The 14,419-nt window shown below is 57.2% G+C and carries 17 protein-coding genes and 1 tRNA gene; 12 read left to right on the top strand and 6 right to left on the bottom strand.

Going from position 1 to position 14,419, the window contains the following annotated elements; all coding sequences use genetic code 11:
• Positions 1–8 precede the first annotated feature (8 nt).
• Both ACA061_RS08575 and ACA061_RS08580 read left to right on the top strand, forming a co-directional pair.
• Entirely contained in the window at positions 9–959 is a 951-nt protein-coding gene (locus ACA061_RS08575) for an alpha-E domain-containing protein (RefSeq protein WP_007914063.1), read from the top strand.
• On the top strand, positions 956–1,759 hold the full coding sequence (locus ACA061_RS08580; RefSeq protein WP_150601309.1) for a transglutaminase family protein: 804 nt from the start codon (positions 956–958) through the stop codon (positions 1,757–1,759). The genes ACA061_RS08575 and ACA061_RS08580 overlap by 4 nt, the downstream gene beginning before the upstream one ends.
• A gap of 117 nt (positions 1,760–1,876) precedes the next feature.
• On the opposite strand, the gene ACA061_RS08585 is transcribed toward ACA061_RS08580, so the two are convergent.
• Positions 1,877–2,698: a c-type cytochrome gene (locus ACA061_RS08585; RefSeq protein WP_497301167.1), complete on the bottom strand. Its 822-nt coding sequence runs from the start codon at positions 2,696–2,698 to the stop codon at positions 1,877–1,879.
• Between the two features lie 585 nt (positions 2,699–3,283).
• Between ACA061_RS08585 and ACA061_RS08590 the strand changes: the two genes are divergently transcribed.
• The 3 genes from ACA061_RS08590 to ACA061_RS08600 all read left to right on the top strand — a co-directional run bounded on the left by ACA061_RS08590 (position 3,284) and on the right by ACA061_RS08600 (position 7,473).
• Entirely contained in the window at positions 3,284–4,489 is a 1,206-nt protein-coding gene (locus tag ACA061_RS08590) for an acetyl-CoA C-acetyltransferase (RefSeq protein WP_150618579.1), read from the top strand.
• Between the two features lie 24 nt (positions 4,490–4,513).
• A complete protein-coding gene (locus ACA061_RS08595) occupies positions 4,514–6,658 on the top strand; it encodes a 3-hydroxyacyl-CoA dehydrogenase NAD-binding domain-containing protein (protein WP_497301168.1) in 2,145 nt (714 codons plus the stop codon).
• A gap of 92 nt (positions 6,659–6,750) precedes the next feature.
• Entirely contained in the window at positions 6,751–7,473 is a 723-nt protein-coding gene (locus tag ACA061_RS08600) for an amidotransferase (protein ID WP_150618577.1), read from the top strand.
• A 105-nt stretch (positions 7,474–7,578) separates the two neighbouring features.
• Here the strand turns inward: ACA061_RS08600 and ACA061_RS08605 are convergent, their stop codons facing one another.
• From ACA061_RS08605 to ACA061_RS08615, 3 genes are all read right to left on the bottom strand, one after another.
• Positions 7,579–8,550, bottom strand: coding sequence for a magnesium and cobalt transport protein CorA (locus ACA061_RS08605; RefSeq protein WP_150601314.1), 972 nt, complete (start codon positions 8,548–8,550; stop codon positions 7,579–7,581).
• Between the two features lie 133 nt (positions 8,551–8,683).
• Positions 8,684–9,406 carry a lysophospholipid acyltransferase family protein gene (locus tag ACA061_RS08610; RefSeq protein WP_150618576.1) on the bottom strand — a complete coding sequence of 241 codons (723 nt, stop codon included), beginning with the start codon at positions 9,404–9,406 and terminating at the stop codon, positions 8,684–8,686.
• A 215-nt stretch (positions 9,407–9,621) separates the two neighbouring features.
• A complete protein-coding gene (locus ACA061_RS08615; protein ID WP_042558469.1) occupies positions 9,622–10,311 on the bottom strand; it encodes a crotonase/enoyl-CoA hydratase family protein in 690 nt (229 codons plus the stop codon).
• A gap of 295 nt (positions 10,312–10,606) precedes the next feature.
• On the opposite strand from ACA061_RS08615, the gene ACA061_RS08620 reads away from it, so the two are divergent.
• The 7 genes from ACA061_RS08620 to ACA061_RS08650 all read left to right on the top strand — a co-directional run bounded on the left by ACA061_RS08620 (position 10,607) and on the right by ACA061_RS08650 (position 13,306).
• Positions 10,607–10,696 (top strand) — tRNA-Ser (locus ACA061_RS08620).
• Between the two features lie 153 nt (positions 10,697–10,849).
• Entirely contained in the window at positions 10,850–11,170 is a 321-nt protein-coding gene (locus tag ACA061_RS08625; protein ID WP_047300625.1) for a YbjQ family protein, read from the top strand.
• Positions 11,171–11,333: 163 nt separating this feature from the next.
• Positions 11,334–11,519, top strand: coding sequence for a hypothetical protein (locus tag ACA061_RS08630; RefSeq protein WP_150601316.1), 186 nt, complete (start codon positions 11,334–11,336; stop codon positions 11,517–11,519).
• 327 nt (positions 11,520–11,846) lie between these two features.
• Positions 11,847–12,218 carry a glycine zipper domain-containing protein gene (locus ACA061_RS08635; protein ID WP_497301169.1) on the top strand — a complete coding sequence of 124 codons (372 nt, stop codon included), beginning with the start codon at positions 11,847–11,849 and terminating at the stop codon, positions 12,216–12,218.
• A 137-nt stretch (positions 12,219–12,355) separates the two neighbouring features.
• On the top strand, positions 12,356–12,781 hold the full coding sequence (locus tag ACA061_RS08640; RefSeq protein ID WP_150601317.1) for a glycine zipper domain-containing protein: 426 nt from the start codon (positions 12,356–12,358) through the stop codon (positions 12,779–12,781).
• Positions 12,782–12,904: 123 nt separating this feature from the next.
• Positions 12,905–13,075, top strand: coding sequence for a hypothetical protein (locus ACA061_RS08645; RefSeq protein ID WP_210702085.1), 171 nt, complete (start codon positions 12,905–12,907; stop codon positions 13,073–13,075).
• Positions 13,076–13,162: 87 nt separating this feature from the next.
• Positions 13,163–13,306, top strand: coding sequence for a hypothetical protein (locus ACA061_RS08650; RefSeq protein WP_497301170.1), 144 nt, complete (start codon positions 13,163–13,165; stop codon positions 13,304–13,306).
• 7 nt (positions 13,307–13,313) lie between these two features.
• Here the strand turns inward: ACA061_RS08650 and ACA061_RS08655 are convergent, their stop codons facing one another.
• Both ACA061_RS08655 and ACA061_RS08660 read right to left on the bottom strand, forming a co-directional pair.
• Positions 13,314–13,619: a contact-dependent growth inhibition system immunity protein gene (locus ACA061_RS08655; RefSeq protein WP_497301171.1), complete on the bottom strand. Its 306-nt coding sequence runs from the start codon at positions 13,617–13,619 to the stop codon at positions 13,314–13,316.
• Between the two features lie 121 nt (positions 13,620–13,740).
• Positions 13,741–14,169 (bottom strand): DUF6896 domain-containing protein, encoded by a 429-nt coding sequence (locus tag ACA061_RS08660; RefSeq protein ID WP_497301172.1) that lies wholly within the window; start codon positions 14,167–14,169, stop codon positions 13,741–13,743.
• Positions 14,170–14,419 lie beyond the last annotated feature (250 nt).

Below are 14,419 nucleotides of genomic sequence, written 5' to 3' on the forward strand. Positions count from 1 at the left end.
AGCTTGCCATGTTAAGTAGAACTGCCTCGGATCTTTATTGGATGTCGCGTTACCTGGAGCGGGCGGAAAACCTCGCACGGATGCTCGACATCAGTTACTCGCTGTCGCTGATGCCGCAGGACGGTCGCGGCGACGGCTTGCACGAGCTGGCGATGCCGTTGCTGATCACCGGCACGCTTGACGATTATCTGGAGCGTCACGGTGCGCTGCATGCCGAACGTCTGCTGCACTTCTTCGCCCTTGATGCGGCCAATCCGGCGAGCATCTACAGCTGCCTCGGCGCGGCGCGGGCCAGTGCTCATGCGGTGCGTGGGCGCATCACTGCCGACATGTGGGAAAACATCAACGCCACGTGGCTGGAGATTCGCGGGATCGCCGAGCAGGGCCTGAGCCGCTACGGCATGAGCCGTTTCTGCGAGTGGATCAAGGAGCGTTCGCACCTGTTTCGCGGTGCGTCCTACGGCACGATCATGCGTAACGATGCGTTTCGTTTTATTCGTCTGGGCACCTTTATCGAGCGCGCGGACAACACGTTGCGGCTGCTCGATGCGCGCTACGAAATGGCCGGTGATCAGGCCGAAGCCGTCAGCGACGGCACTGCCCACGCGTATTACCAGTGGAGTGCGTTGCTGCGAGCGTTGTCATCATTCGAGGCTTACACCGAAATCTATCGTGACGCCCCGGGTGCCCGGCATGTCGCCGAGCTGCTGCTGTTGCGTGCTGACGTACCGCGTTCGCTGCGCGCCTGTACCGAGGAGATCGACCAGATTCTCGCGCAGTTGCCGGGTGCCAACGGGCGACCGGCGCAACGCCTGGCGGCAGAAATGGACGCGCGTCTGCGCTACACCGGCATCAACGAAATTCTCGAGGAAGGCCTTCACGCCTGGCTGACCGAATTCATCCCGCTGGTGCGCCAGTTGGGTAACGCCATTCACAGTTCCTACCTGGAGGCTGCATGAGACTTTCGATTAGCCACGAGACCACCTATCACTACGAGGATCAGGTGCGGGCGAGCATCCAGTACCTGCGGCTGACCCCGCACGACAGCGAGCGTCAGCACGTGCTGAGCTGGCAGCTCGACCTGCCGCGCCCGGTGCGCGCGCAACTCGATCCGTTCGGCAACATTCTGCATGTGCTGACCATGGACGAGCCGCATGAGGCGATCATCATCGGTGCACGTGGTCAGGTTGATATCGACGAATTGCGCGAGGCCGAACACGAGAGCCAGTCGGCGCTGCCGTTTCTGCGCTTCACCCGGTTGACCGAGGCTGACGAGGCGCTAAGGGCGTTCGCGGCGAAGTCCTGCAAGCAACGCCGTGACCGAACGGCGCTCATCGATTTGATGCACGGTCTGAACCAGCATATGACGTATACGCCGGGTTCAACTGAAGTCGACACCAGCGCCATCGAGGCCTTCGCCGGACGTGCCGGGGTTTGTCAGGATCACACTCATGCGTTTCTGGCGTGCGCACGCAGTCTTGGGATTCCTTCGCGATATGTCTCGGGGTATCTGTACAGCGAAGATTGCGAACACCTGGCAAGTCATGCCTGGGCCGAAGCCTGGCTGGATGACGCCTGGTACAGTTTCGACGTAACGAACCAACTGGCGCGGCCGGAGCGACACCTGAAACTGGCGGTGGGCCTGGATTATCTGGACGCCTGCCCGGTACGCGGTATGCGCCGGGGCGGCGGGTGCGAGCAAATGCATGCGAAGGTGTTCGTTTCGCCGACCCCAATCATCTCAGTCCAACAACAGTAGGATTCACACAAATCCCCTGTAGGAGCTGCGGCACGCTGCGATCTTTTGATTCTGTTTTAAAGATCAAAAGATCGCAGCGTGCCGCAGCTCTTACAGGGTTTTGTGCGGAACAGTTGATCAGTGCTTAGCCTTGCGCCCCACCATGTGTTTCAGATAACCCACTAACATCTGCAAATCCCCCTCCGGCAGCACATCCGCCGAAAACCCCGGCATCTTCGCCTGCGGCCACTGGCGCAAACTCTGCGGATCACGGATGTAATGCTTCAAGAAATCCGCGCCGAAATACTCGGTCGGGTTATACGGAATATTCAGATCCGGCCCAAACTGCGCATCCCCCGCGCCGTTCAAGCGATGGCAGGCCAGGCAGTTCTTCTGAAACAGCGCGAAACCCTGATTCACCGGATCATCTGCTTTCAGCGCAGGGTCCGGCAACAGGGCAGGGAAGCGCTCAGCCACGGGTGCCATGCGCTTGATGCTGGCCACTTCAAAGGGCCATTGCTCGGGGCTGATGTTGCCGGCCTGCGGATCGGTCCACACCAGATAGAACGGCCCGGCGCTGTGCTTGCCCGCCGACAATGGTGGCCACGGATGCGCGGGGTCTTCAATCGCCAGCCAGGCCCGCGCGCCTTGGGTGTTGAGCAACGGCGCAGCTGCCAACTCGGCTGCAAAGCCATCCAGCGCCACCGCTTGCAGATGATCCTCAGGTTTGATTCCGCCCAGCAACGCCGCCACGGGCACGGCCCGATAAGTCATGTCCTTCTTGTAGGACACGTCGTTTTTTACCGTGAGGGTTTGCACCTGAGGATGCTTGAGCAGCTCCTCGGTCTGCCAGATGCGGCTGTTTGCGCCCAGCTGTAAATCCAGCTGTGCGGCAGACAAGGGCATGCTGAGCAGCAAGGCCCCAAACACAATGAGCGCTTTCAAATGATCGCCGTCCATGTCGTGGAAAGTGCGCAGATTGGCACAGCCACGCTGGCCCGGGTAGCGAGCCAGTCACATTTTACAGGGGCGATAACCAGCATCTGCCGCTCGATTCAGCCGATGACCTTGGTCAGATTCGGCAAAATCAACAACAGCGTCGTGGCGAAAAGAATGAGCCCTGCTTGACGAACTTTCGGTTGTTTGAACATGGCTTGACCGCCTTTATTGTTATTTCCTGATGCCTGCCTGCATATCCATGACGGCAAGCGATGCACTTCCTGTTAAAGAACGCCTGCCTCGGCAAAACCCGACGACCATGACGTACATGTCTTACCTTAGGGCCCGCGTCACGCTTGGCTTAGATCCATTTCATATGGACTTCCAGCTGTTAGCGATTAAAAAGGCATGAGGCGTATTGCCAGCTCCGTCGCCGCCCGCTTGCTAGACAACTCGCTGACCTGAACCGGTTCACCCGATACCCGATGACCGTCCGTCTGAGCGTGTGCGTCAACACCATTGAGCGCTGTGGTCATTGAATACTTGAGTGCGCGAGCCAAGAGTGGGAGCACAAGAATTCACTCACCGCACAGGTTCGAGGACGTCATGACCCAAGCTTTGATTTTCGATGCGTTACGCACACCGCGCGGCAAAGGCAAGGCCGATGGTGCCCTGCACAGCGTCAAACCGGTGAACCTGGTGGCCGGGTTGCTGACTGCATTGCAACAGCGCACGGCGCTGGACACCAGCCAGGTCGATGATGTGGTGCTGGGCTGCGTCACACCGATTGGCGATCAAGGCTCGGACATCGCCAAAACCGCCGTGCAAGTGGCCGATTGGGACGTCAGCGTGGCTGGCGTGCAGATCAACCGTTTCTGCGCCTCGGGTCTGGAAGCGGTGAACCTCGGCGCGATGAAAGTGCGTTCGGGATTCGAGGACCTGGTGGTGGTCGGCGGCGTCGAATCGATGTCACGCGTGCCGATGGGCAGCGACGGCGGCGCCTGGGCGCTCGACCCGCAAACCAATTTGCACGGCCACTTCACCCCACAAGGTGTCGGCGCCGACCTGATCGCCACCCTCGAAGGCTTCAGCCGTCAGGACGTCGATGCCTACGCGCTGCACTCGCAACAGAAAGCCGCACGGGCGCGGGCCGATGGCTCGTTCAACAAGTCACTGGTGCCGGTGCAGGATCAGAACGGCATCATCCTGCTCGATCACGATGAATTCATTCGTGCCGAGTCGACCCTGGAAGGGCTTGGCAAGCTCAAGCCGAGTTTCGAAATGATGGGCCAGATGGGTTTCGACGCGACGGCGCTGCGGGTTTACAGCCATGTCGAACGGATCAACCACGTCCATACACCCGGCAACAGTTCCGGGATCGTCGATGGCGCGGCGCTGATGCTGATCGGTTCCGAAGCCAAGGGCCGGGCGCTGGGCTTGCAGCCACGGGCGCGGATTGTCGCCACGGCGGTGACCAGCACCGATCCAACCATCATGCTCACGGGCCCCGCGCCGGCCACTCGCAAGGCACTGGCCAAGGCCGGCCTGCGCGTGGAAGACATCGACCTGTTCGAGGTCAACGAAGCGTTTGCTTCGGTGGTGTTGAAGTTCATCAAGGACATGGCCGTCGATCCGGACAAGGTCAACGTCAACGGCGGTTCCATCGCCATGGGCCATCCGCTCGGCGCCACCGGATGCGCGATCCTCGGCACCTTGCTCGATGAACTGGAAACCCGGCGCCTGCGCTATGGCCTGGCGACGCTGTGCGTCGGCGGCGGCATGGGCATTGCCACCATCATCGAACGCCTCTGAGCCCCGAATTCAAGGAACCTTGTTATGAGCGAAGCCATTCGTTACGAAAAAGGTCAGGACGGCATTGTCGTCCTCACCATCGACATGCCGGGCCAGAGCGCCAATACCATGAACGCCGTGTACCGCGAGGCAATGGCCGCCTGCGTTGCCCGGCTTGTGGCTGAAAAAGAAAGCATTGCCGGCGTCATCATCACGTCGGCGAAGAAAACCTTCTTCGCCGGCGGCGACCTTAATGAGCTGATCAAGGTCGGCAAGCCTGAAGCCAAAGCCTTCTACGACATGGTGCTGACCCTCAAAGGGCAATTGCGCACCCTGGAAACCCTCGGTAAGCCGGTGGTCGCGGCCATCAACGGCGCGGCGCTCGGCGGCGGATGGGAAATTTGTCTGGCGTGTCATCACCGGATCGCACTGGACGATGCGTCGGTGCAACTTGGTCTGCCGGAGGTGACCCTCGGCTTGTTGCCGGGTGGCGGCGGGGTGGTGCGCATGGTGCGCATGCTCGGCATCGAGAAGGCGCTGCCGTATTTGCTCGAAGGCAAAAAGGTCCGTCCGCAACAGGCTTTGCAGGCCGGATTGATCGATGAGTTGGCGGCTGATCGCGATGAGCTGCTGGCCAATGCGCGTGCCTGGATCGCTGCCAATCCTACGGCGGTGCAACGTTGGGATGTGAAGGGTTATCAGATTCCTGGCGGCACGCCGTCGAATCCGAAAGTCGCGCAGATGTTGGCGATTGCGCCGTCGATCCTGCGCACCAAGACCCAAGGCACGCTGCCGGCGCCGGAGAAAATTCTGTGTGCGGCGGTGGAAGGCGCGCAGGTGGATTTCGACACGGCGCACTTGATTGAAACCCGCTACTTCACAGAATTGACCACCGGCCAGATCTCGAAAAACCTGATCGGCACGTTCTGGTTTCAACTCAACGAAATCAACGCAGGAGGCTCGCGGCCGCAGGGCTTTGCGCCGTTCGTTACGCGTAAGGTCGGCGTGCTCGGCGCCGGGATGATGGGCGCGGGGATCGCTTTTGTCAGCGCCTCGGCGGGTATCGAGGTGGTGCTCAAGGACATCAACCTTGCTGCTGCCGAAAAGGGCAAAGCGCATTCGGCGGCGCTGCTCGACAAGAAAGTCGCCCGTGGTCAGATGGATACTGCGCAGCGGGACGCAGTGCTGGCGCGGATTCATACCAGCGACAACGATGCTGACCTGTCCGGTTGCGATTTGATCATCGAGGCGGTTTTTGAAGATCGTGAACTCAAGGCGAGGGTCTCTTCGGCGGCGCAGAAAGTGGTCGGCGCCGACGCTGTGATTGCCTCCAACACGTCGACCTTGCCGATCACCGGGCTGGCGACGGCGGTACCGGATCAAAGCAAATTCATCGGCCTGCATTTCTTCAGCCCGGTGGAAAAAATGCCGTTGGTGGAAATCATCAAAGGCGCGCAAACCAGCGACGAAACCCTCGCTCGCGGGTTTGATTTCGTCCTGCAAATCAAGAAAACCCCGATCGTCGTCAACGACAGTCGCGGCTTTTTCACCTCGCGGGTGTTCGGCACGTTCACCAATGAAGGCATTGCCATGCTCGGTGAAGGCGTGAGCGCGCCGATGATCGAGACCGAAGCGCGCAAGGCCGGGATGCCAGTCGGGCCTCTGGCGATCTCCGACGAAGTTTCCCTCAGCCTGATGAGCCATATCCGCAAGCAAACCGCCAAGGACCTACAAGCAGAAGGGAAACCGCTGATTGAACACCCGGCGTTTGCCGTGATTGACTTGCTGCTCAACGAATACAAGCGCCCGGGCAAAGCCGCAGGTGGCGGTTTCTACGAGTATCCGGCTGGCGGCCAGAAACATTTGTGGCCTGAACTGAAAACGTGTTTCGAGAAAGCTGACGGGCAGATTTCTCCGAAGGATGTGCGCGACCGCTTGCTGTTTGTGCAGGCCATCGAAACCGTGCGCTGTGTGGAGGAGGGCGTGCTGACCTCGACGGCGGATGCCAACGTCGGCTCGATCTTCGGTATCGGTTTTGCGGCATGGACCGGCGGTGCGTTGCAGTACATCAACCAGTATGGAGTAAAGGATTTCGTCGCCCGCGCGCAGTATTTGGCCGAACAGTATGGCGAGCGTTTCGCACCGCCGGCGCTGCTGCTGGATAAAGCGGCAAAAGGTGAGATGTTCTAAGGGCGACGAGCATTCCGGGGCTTGCCTTGCCAGGGTGTTTCAGGGCAGGCTCTGGGGTGTTCATTATTCCCATCACGTGTCAGGTATTTTTTATGTCGCTACGCATCTGCATCCTGGAAACCGACATCCTGCGTCCAGAACTGGTCGATCAATATCAGGGTTACGGGCAGATGTTCCAGCGCCTGTTCTCGCAGCAACCGATTGCCGCCGAGTTCACGGTGTACAACGTGATGCAGGGCGAATACCCGAGTGACGACCTGACGTTCGATGCGTATCTGGTCACTGGCAGCAAGGCCGATTCTTTCGGCACCGACCCGTGGATCGAGACCCTCAGGGAATACTTGCTGACCCGCTACGAGCGTGGCGACAAGCTGCTCGGCGTGTGCTTCGGTCATCAACTGCTGGCGCTGTTGCTGGGCGGCAAGAGTGAACGTGCCACGCAAGGCTGGGGCGTCGGCACCCATAACTACAAACTGGCGGCCAAGGCGCCGTGGATGAGCCCGGTGCGTGAAGAGCTGACACTGCTGATCAGCCATCAGGATCAGGTCACCGCACTACCGGAAAACGCCACGGTCATCGCTTCCAGTGATTTCTGCCCGTTCGCGGCTTATCACATCAATGACCAAGTGCTGTGCTTCCAGGGGCATCCGGAATTCATTCACGACTACTCGCGCGCGTTGTTGGATCTGCGTCAGGAAGCCTTGGGTACACAGATTTACAGCACGGGCGTGGCCAGCCTGGAGCAAGAGCACCATGGTGCTACGGTCGCGGAATGGATGATGCGGTTTGTGGCGCACAAGCCAGCAACTGTTTAACAGCAGATCAAAAGATCGCAGCCTGCGGCAGCTCCTACATTGGGATCAGGTACACCTGTAGGAGTTGCCGAAGGCTCGGGCCGCGATCGGACGATCTTTTGGCTTTTACAACCATCCGGACTTCTTGAAACTCGCCCACAAACTCACACAACCCACCGTGATAAAACTCAGCACGCCAAAATAGCCGTAATGCCAGGTGAGCTCCGGCATGTTCTGGAAATTCATCCCGTAAATCCCCGCCACTGCCGTCGGAAACGCCAGAATCGCCGCCCATGCGGCAAACTTGCGCTGCACCACGCTCTGCCGTGACGCTTCCAGCAACACTCCAATCTCGATGGTCTGGCTTGCAATGTCTGCCAGTGTCGTCAGGTCTTCCATCTGCCGTGTTACATGGATCTGCACATCGCGGAAATACGGGCGCATGTTCTTGTCGATGAACGGGAAGCTCAGTTTTTGCAGTTCCTCACTGATCTCCACCATCGGCGCCGCATAGCGGCGCAGACGCACGACATCACGGCGCAATCCGTGCAACTTCTGAATGTCGTGCTCGTTCAACGCACTGCACAGGACGTTACGCTCCAGCTCATCAATCTCGGCGTGGATCGCTTCGCCCACGGGCTGATAGTTTTCGATGACAAAGTCGAGCAGCGCATAAAGTACGAAATCTTCCCCATGCTCCAGCAACAGCGGACGCGCCTCACAACGTTGGCGGACATGGGCGTAGGACGCCGAGTGACCGTTGCGTGCGGTAATGATGTAGCCCTTGCCGGCGAAGATATGGGTTTCGATGAACTGCAGAATCCCGTGTTCACGAATGGGCGAGTAGGTGACGATAAACAAAGCGTCGCCAAAGGTTTCCAGCTTCGGTCGGCTATGTTTTTCCAGGGCATCTTCGATGGCCAATTCGTGCAGGTTGAATTGGCGCTGCAGATTGGAAAGTTCCTGAGCGTCCGGCTCTTCAAGGCCGATCCACACAAAGTGACCGGGCTTTTCAGCCCAGGCCGCGCCTTCATCCAGGGAAATATTGGTGACTTTCTTACCCGCGCTGTACACCGCAGCAGCAACAACTCGACCCATGGTGGTGATTCACTTCTTCTTGGCAGATGACAGGGAAACAAGGCTTCAGCTTAGCCGTGTCGCTGCTTGAGAGTCAGTGAAATCTGCACAGTTCACCCGGCAAAAGAAAACCCGCACAGGGCGGGTTTGTTTTTCAGGCGGCTTGTAGTTGCCGATCCATCGCTTCGATGCATTCGCGCATCTGCTCGCGGCACTGCTCGATAAGCATGGGCATGTCGTCCATGGTCAGCCCGGCAGTGGGAATTGCCGGCAGCGAGCGTATGAGGATTTTCCCGCTGCGCCAGCGGTTCAGGCGCATGTGCTTGACGTAGCTGCTGACACATACCGGAACGATCGGCACACCGGCAGCAATCGCCATCTGGAACGCGCCTTTTTTGAAGGGCAGCAGCTCTTCGCCGAGGTTGCGCGTGCCTTCGGGAAACACCCAGATCGAGGTCTTTTCGTTCTGCAACGTATTCGTGGTGGTAACCATCGACTGGCGGGCTTTCTGCGCGTTCCCGCGGTCGATCAACACATTGCCGGCTAGCCAGAACAGTTGCCCGAACAACGGCACCCATTTCAGGCTCTTCTTGCCGATGCACACGGTACGGCGCGGCACGACATTGCCGAACACGAACAGATCATAATTGGACTGGTGGTTGGCGATGATCACGCAACTGTCGGGCTTGTTTATCAACCCGCTGACATCGGTCTTCACGCGCAGACGCAAAATGCACATCGCTGGCAGAGCGTAGAGGCGGGCGCACAGACGGCTGTTGTCCGGATTGAATGGACGGCACAGACCGAGGACAACTCCAAGCACACCCGCCAGAATAAAGTGCAGGCCCATCAACAACATACGAAACACGAACAGCATTTTCAGGCCCCACCGGGACAAAAGGTGGCGCAGTGTACGGATGTGCACTGTTTTCGGCAATTGCCACTATAGAGTCCGGAGAAAGCCGATGTTTAAGCGCATGTTTCCAAGCCGGTCGTCAGACGCGTCCTAGAGCAGCCACGGCATGTTCAACCGAGCGTGTAAGAAAAAGCCCGACACGACGGTCGGGCTTTTCTTTATCGCGTGAGCCGGGTTTAACCCAGATGCTCCTGATCCTGGATGATCGCGTTATCCAGGGTTTCCAGCAGCGCCTTGCGCACCTTCAGTTTGGTGTTCTTGTGCGCGGTCATGTTGATCTTCTTCAATTGACGTGCGGCGGCGAGGGCGGCGCCTTGCAACTCTTCTGCCGACACTACCTTGTCGAGGAAACCGGCATCCACAGCACTTTGCGGATCGAACATCTCACCGTTGATCACCGAACGGTGGAACGCCGAGCGACGCAGGCGATCACGGGCCAGTTCGATACCGGCGTGGTGCATGGTCATGCCGATCTGCACTTCGTTCAGGCCAATGCTGAACGGGCCATCGACACCGATGCGGTAATCGGCAGACAACAGAATGAACGCGCCTTTGGCCACGGCATGACCCGGGCAAGCAACGATCACCGGGAACGGGTGAGAAAGCAGACGACGGGCCAAAGTCGACCCCGCGGTGACCAGCGCCACGGCTTCTTTCGGGCCGGCGGTCATCACCTTCAGATCATAGCCGCCGGACAAAATGCCTGGCTGACCGGTGATGATCACGATGGCACGATCAGTCACTGCCTGATCCAGCGCCGCGTTGAACGCTGCAATCACGTCCGGGGAAATGGCATTGACCTTGCCGTTACTCAAGGTCAGGGTCGCGATACCGTCTTCGAGGTGGTAGGAAATCAACTCACTCATGACGCTATTCCTTGTAAGAAAGATGGGCAGACGTTACCCACCACCGCAGGCCAGGTAAAGCGCCGTGACTGACCCGCCGGTCACCGTTTCCCGGTGTAGCCAGCGCGGTGAGCCATTCTGCTTCTATATAGAAGGAGCGCCCTCACCGGAGATTGGCCGGTTTGCCATGGCTCGTCGGCGGGGAAATCCACTTTTTCTCTTAACCGCATGAAAATTCTGAAAAAAAGTTTGCCATCGGAAAAGCTTTCGACTACATTAGCGCGCCTCGACAGACAGAACATGTTTGAAGAGATACGGTGAAGTGTCCGAGTGGCTTAAGGAGCACGCCTGGAAAGTGTGTATACAGGAAACTGTATCGAGAGTTCGAATCTCTCCTTCACCGCCATATTCAGTAAACACAAACCCCTGATTTTCTTAGAGAAAATCGGGGGTTTGTGGTTTTTGGTGTCTGGAATTTGCCGACGTGTGCGATGTGGTCGGCTGATTCTGGTTTGAGCATTACAATCGCGGCTTTATTGCCAGTAAAAGGACGACGTTCATGATCATCTCCACCACTCACGCCATCGAAGGCCGGCAGATCACCGCGTATCTGGACATTGTCAGTGCCGAGTCGGTGCAAGGCGTCAACGTGATCCGTGACATGTTCGCCGGTATGCGCGACTTTTTTGGGGGACGGTCGCAAACACTGGAGCGGGCATTGAAAGAAGCGCGGATTCAGGCAACGGACGAGATCAAGGAACGAGCGCGTGCCTTGCAGGCAGATGCGGTGGTCGGACTGGATTTCGAGATCAGCATGCCGGCGGGCAAGGGCGGCATGGTTGTGGTGTTTGTGACGGGAACAGCGGTGAAGCTGCGCTGAGCGGGCCGCCGCGGCGTTGGATTTTAGCGGGCCATTCGTCGGGCGTTGGTCAATCTGAATCACAAGTCCGGTAATGACCGGCTAGTCTCAAAATCCTGAGGGGTCGATATTTTTCAGGCGAGAGGGTTTTGCCGGTGTCGACCTGTTACGAAGGGGAGAGGGCATGACTGCACCGTATATCGAAGACGATGGCGCTGAATTTTCCTTCAACAACTGCGTACGCTGCGGACAGAGCGAGTACCAGTCGGGCTTTGGTGAAGACACGATTCAGAACGCCAAGATCAAATCCGCAGCGCCGAAAGGGCCGAAGGCGAAATTCCTTCCCAAGGTGGCGCGGGCCAGAAAATAAGCTTTCTCGACATAAACCCCGTCATTGAACGGGGTTTTTTTACGTCAGATCGGTGGCTTCCGAAACGTTCTGCGAATGGTTTAAAGATCTCGGTTTTTTTTCACAAACTTTTCACGTAGTCCGGATTAAGGTGAAGCCATCCGTTAGAAAGCAAGTCTCCAGCCCGTCTCCCCAGCGGGCTTTTTTTTGCCTGTCGTAAAACCTTTTCCAGAATCGCGGTCAAATCGGCGCCAAGTGCTCGCTGCGCTTTGGTTTCGTCTGGACTTTTGCCCTTTGGCGACATTAAATCCCGACCCTTTTTGTATCTCTGTTTTTGAGGTTTTCGTCATGCGTTTAGCACTCCCTGCTTTGGTTCTTGGCCTTTTCGTGGCTCAAGGTGCAATGGCTGCCGGCGACGGCACTGCGGCATTGGGCGGTGGTCTGGGTGGCGCGCTGGGTAATGTGGTCGGCCAGAAAATGGGCGGCAGCACCGGTGCCGCGATTGGCGCGGGCGTAGCAGGCGCAGCGGGCAGTGCGGTGGCGGCACGCAAGGGCAGCCGGACCAAAGCGGCCATTGGCGGCGGTGTCGGCGCGGCCGGCGGTTCGGTGATTGGCAACAGCCTCGGCGGCAGAAATGGCGCTACCATCGGTGCTGGTCTGGGTGGTGCCGCGGGCGGCGCGGTGGGCAGCAACCTGTCCAAAGGCCACAAGCGTCACTGAGAGTGATTGCGTGTCAGAAAAAGCCCGACTCGATGTCGGGCTTTTTCGTTGCTGAACGTTTTTCCCGCAAACGCCTCCAATGGGTTATAAGCCCTTGTACGGGCGGACTGTCCCGCTTCGGGAACTGTGAGGTTCAAATGCGATTGTCATTATCTGCACTGTTTTTCGGATTGCTGGTTGCTCAAGGCGCTATGGCTGCCGGCGACGGCACGGCCGCCGTCGGTGGCGGCCTGGGTGGTGCATTGGGCAACGTGGTCGGTGGACAACTCGGTGGTAGCACTGGCGCCGCAGTGGGTGCAGGTTTGGGCGGCGCTGCGGGCAGTGCCGTCGGCGCGGATAAACGCAGTCGCACCGAAGCCGCGATTGGCGGCGGCCTCGGCGCCGCTGGCGGATCAGTGATCGGCAACAGCATGGGCGGCTCGACCGGTTCGGCCATCGGTGCAGGCTTGGGTGGCGCGGCAGGTGGCGCGGTCGGCAACAACCTGGGTGACGATGGCGGTAAGTCTCATTCCGGCGGTGGCGGTCATAAACACAAGAACAAGCATAAGAACAAACATCATTAATTGATGTTTAAACAGAAACCCGGCCATGTGCCGGGTTTTTCGTTTCTGCTCACCGGACTCGGGAACGATTGGCGGCAGGGCGTTTCGAACGTCATACACTCCCCCGAATTCCCGAGGTATGCCATGACTCCCGAAACTGAAGGCAAGGAAGAAAAAGGTCCAAGTGGGCTGCCTTTCATCAACGATCCGGGGAATGAAGATCCGGGGTCGGTGATGGGTGATGCGAAGGTGCCGTTGAATGATTCGGATGATGCGCTGGATGATGAGTATGACGAGGAGGAGGATGAGCAGTGATCCGGCCTACGCTGGGACGAATGTGGTGTTGACGTGAATCTGGAATTTTCAGGGCCTGTTTTTTTCAGGCCCCTTGAGAGGTGTGAAATGAGTGATGATCTGAAGAGCGACGAGGTCGATGACACGCCGGAGTATCCGTTGCCTTCGCCTACGGATCCGCTGGGGCGGGATGATTTGCCGTTGGAGGATGAGGAGGGCGATGAGTTGGGTGAAGATGCTCCAAAAGACTAATGATTGGTCAATTACTTCTTTTTTTCAGTAAAAGATTAATGTGTGCCAGCCATTCGGCCCCATTTGGCCATTCATGCCAATAGCAGTAACAACATCCTATTTCCTTCAATAAGAAGTTTCGTAAGTCAGGCTCTGTAATATTCATAGTCAGGAGCGCCGCAATTTCCTTCGCTACATTTAGGAGTACGGCTGCTTCGGAATCTGCAATGAACGACTTGATAATGTCATCTGCCAAATCGGACTCACACATCCAGCCTTCATGGAAATATGCGCCGAGGAATTGAAAAAGCTCAGGGAAGGAATCATTTGTCATTTACGATGCCTTGGGCGGTGAGTATGACGCGAGGATGAGTGCTGAGGTTTTTTTGTAGTGGGTTGAGCGTTTGGATTTGTTTTTAAGGGCCTGAGTCAACAGGCCCTTTTTGTGTTCGTGTCTAATCGGTTTCTTTTGAGTCAGTCAATACATACAGGTTGCTGACGGCTGACATTTTTTTGATTTTTTTTAGCTTTATATATTCTTCGAGTTCTTTTTTAATGATTTCTTCGTCGCAATATTTTTTATGTTTGGATGGTCTTTCACGGGCAAAGTTGTATAAGCGCCAAGTATCAAACCCATTAATCTCACCGTTAGGGCCATAGTCAAAATCTACGCTTCCTGTCGATAAATTGATGCGGCAGCCAATACCATGCAATTCATATTTAACGCCTCGAGTGACTTTTCTGCATCGCTTTATTGCCTTGGTGCGCCAAAGCCTTCGAATGTCTCGAGTGCCAAATTTGCACTCAAATATCGCCGTGCTGGAGTCCACCATGGAGATGAAGTCATTTATCAGGATTTCCAAAGTTTCATTTTGATTGCTCATCTTCTTCTCCGATGCTCCAATCTGTCTAAACCTACGTTGTTTGCTGACTCTATTACCTCTTCAATACTATTTAGAGTTCTGTCGTACTTTAAGAGATCGGTTGTGAGCCTAATGGTCACATTTGTCGAAGTTTGCCGTGCAGCTGCTGCGCGATGGTGTCCGTCCAGAATATATAGGTTGCCGTCATGTTCTATGACGTCGATGGGGACTTCTGAGTCGTATCCGTTGCGCATTTTGATTTTATAATCCT

This window comes from Pseudomonas sp. LBUM1668 (genome assembly GCF_059695715.1).

Excerpts from the sequence above, each read along its gene's own strand:
- ACA061_RS08655 (WP_497301171.1), bottom strand. The coding sequence starts at position 13,619 with ATGACAAATGATTCCTTCCCTGAGCTTTTTCAATTCCTCGGCGCATAT.
- ACA061_RS08625 (WP_047300625.1), top strand. The coding sequence starts at position 10,850 with ATGATCATCTCCACCACTCACGCCATCGAAGGCCGGCAGATCACCGCG.
- ACA061_RS08595 (WP_497301168.1), top strand. The coding sequence starts at position 4,514 with ATGAGCGAAGCCATTCGTTACGAAAAAGGTCAGGACGGCATTGTCGTC.
- ACA061_RS08650 (WP_497301170.1), top strand. The coding sequence starts at position 13,163 with ATGAGTGATGATCTGAAGAGCGACGAGGTCGATGACACGCCGGAGTAT.
- ACA061_RS08640 (WP_150601317.1), top strand. The coding sequence starts at position 12,356 with ATGCGATTGTCATTATCTGCACTGTTTTTCGGATTGCTGGTTGCTCAA.
- ACA061_RS08580 (WP_150601309.1), top strand. The coding sequence starts at position 956 with ATGAGACTTTCGATTAGCCACGAGACCACCTATCACTACGAGGATCAG.
- ACA061_RS08610 (WP_150618576.1), bottom strand. The coding sequence starts at position 9,406 with ATGCTGTTCGTGTTTCGTATGTTGTTGATGGGCCTGCACTTTATTCTG.
- ACA061_RS08585 (WP_497301167.1), bottom strand. The coding sequence starts at position 2,698 with ATGGACGGCGATCATTTGAAAGCGCTCATTGTGTTTGGGGCCTTGCTG.
- ACA061_RS08635 (WP_497301169.1), top strand. The coding sequence starts at position 11,847 with ATGCGTTTAGCACTCCCTGCTTTGGTTCTTGGCCTTTTCGTGGCTCAA.
- ACA061_RS08575 (WP_007914063.1), top strand. The coding sequence starts at position 9 with ATGTTAAGTAGAACTGCCTCGGATCTTTATTGGATGTCGCGTTACCTG.
- ACA061_RS08605 (WP_150601314.1), bottom strand. The coding sequence starts at position 8,550 with ATGGGTCGAGTTGTTGCTGCTGCGGTGTACAGCGCGGGTAAGAAAGTC.
- ACA061_RS08645 (WP_210702085.1), top strand. The coding sequence starts at position 12,905 with ATGACTCCCGAAACTGAAGGCAAGGAAGAAAAAGGTCCAAGTGGGCTG.
- ACA061_RS08630 (WP_150601316.1), top strand. The coding sequence starts at position 11,334 with ATGACTGCACCGTATATCGAAGACGATGGCGCTGAATTTTCCTTCAAC.
- ACA061_RS08590 (WP_150618579.1), top strand. The coding sequence starts at position 3,284 with ATGACCCAAGCTTTGATTTTCGATGCGTTACGCACACCGCGCGGCAAA.
- ACA061_RS08600 (WP_150618577.1), top strand. The coding sequence starts at position 6,751 with ATGTCGCTACGCATCTGCATCCTGGAAACCGACATCCTGCGTCCAGAA.
- ACA061_RS08615 (WP_042558469.1), bottom strand. The coding sequence starts at position 10,311 with ATGAGTGAGTTGATTTCCTACCACCTCGAAGACGGTATCGCGACCCTG.
- ACA061_RS08660 (WP_497301172.1), bottom strand. The coding sequence starts at position 14,169 with ATGAGCAATCAAAATGAAACTTTGGAAATCCTGATAAATGACTTCATC.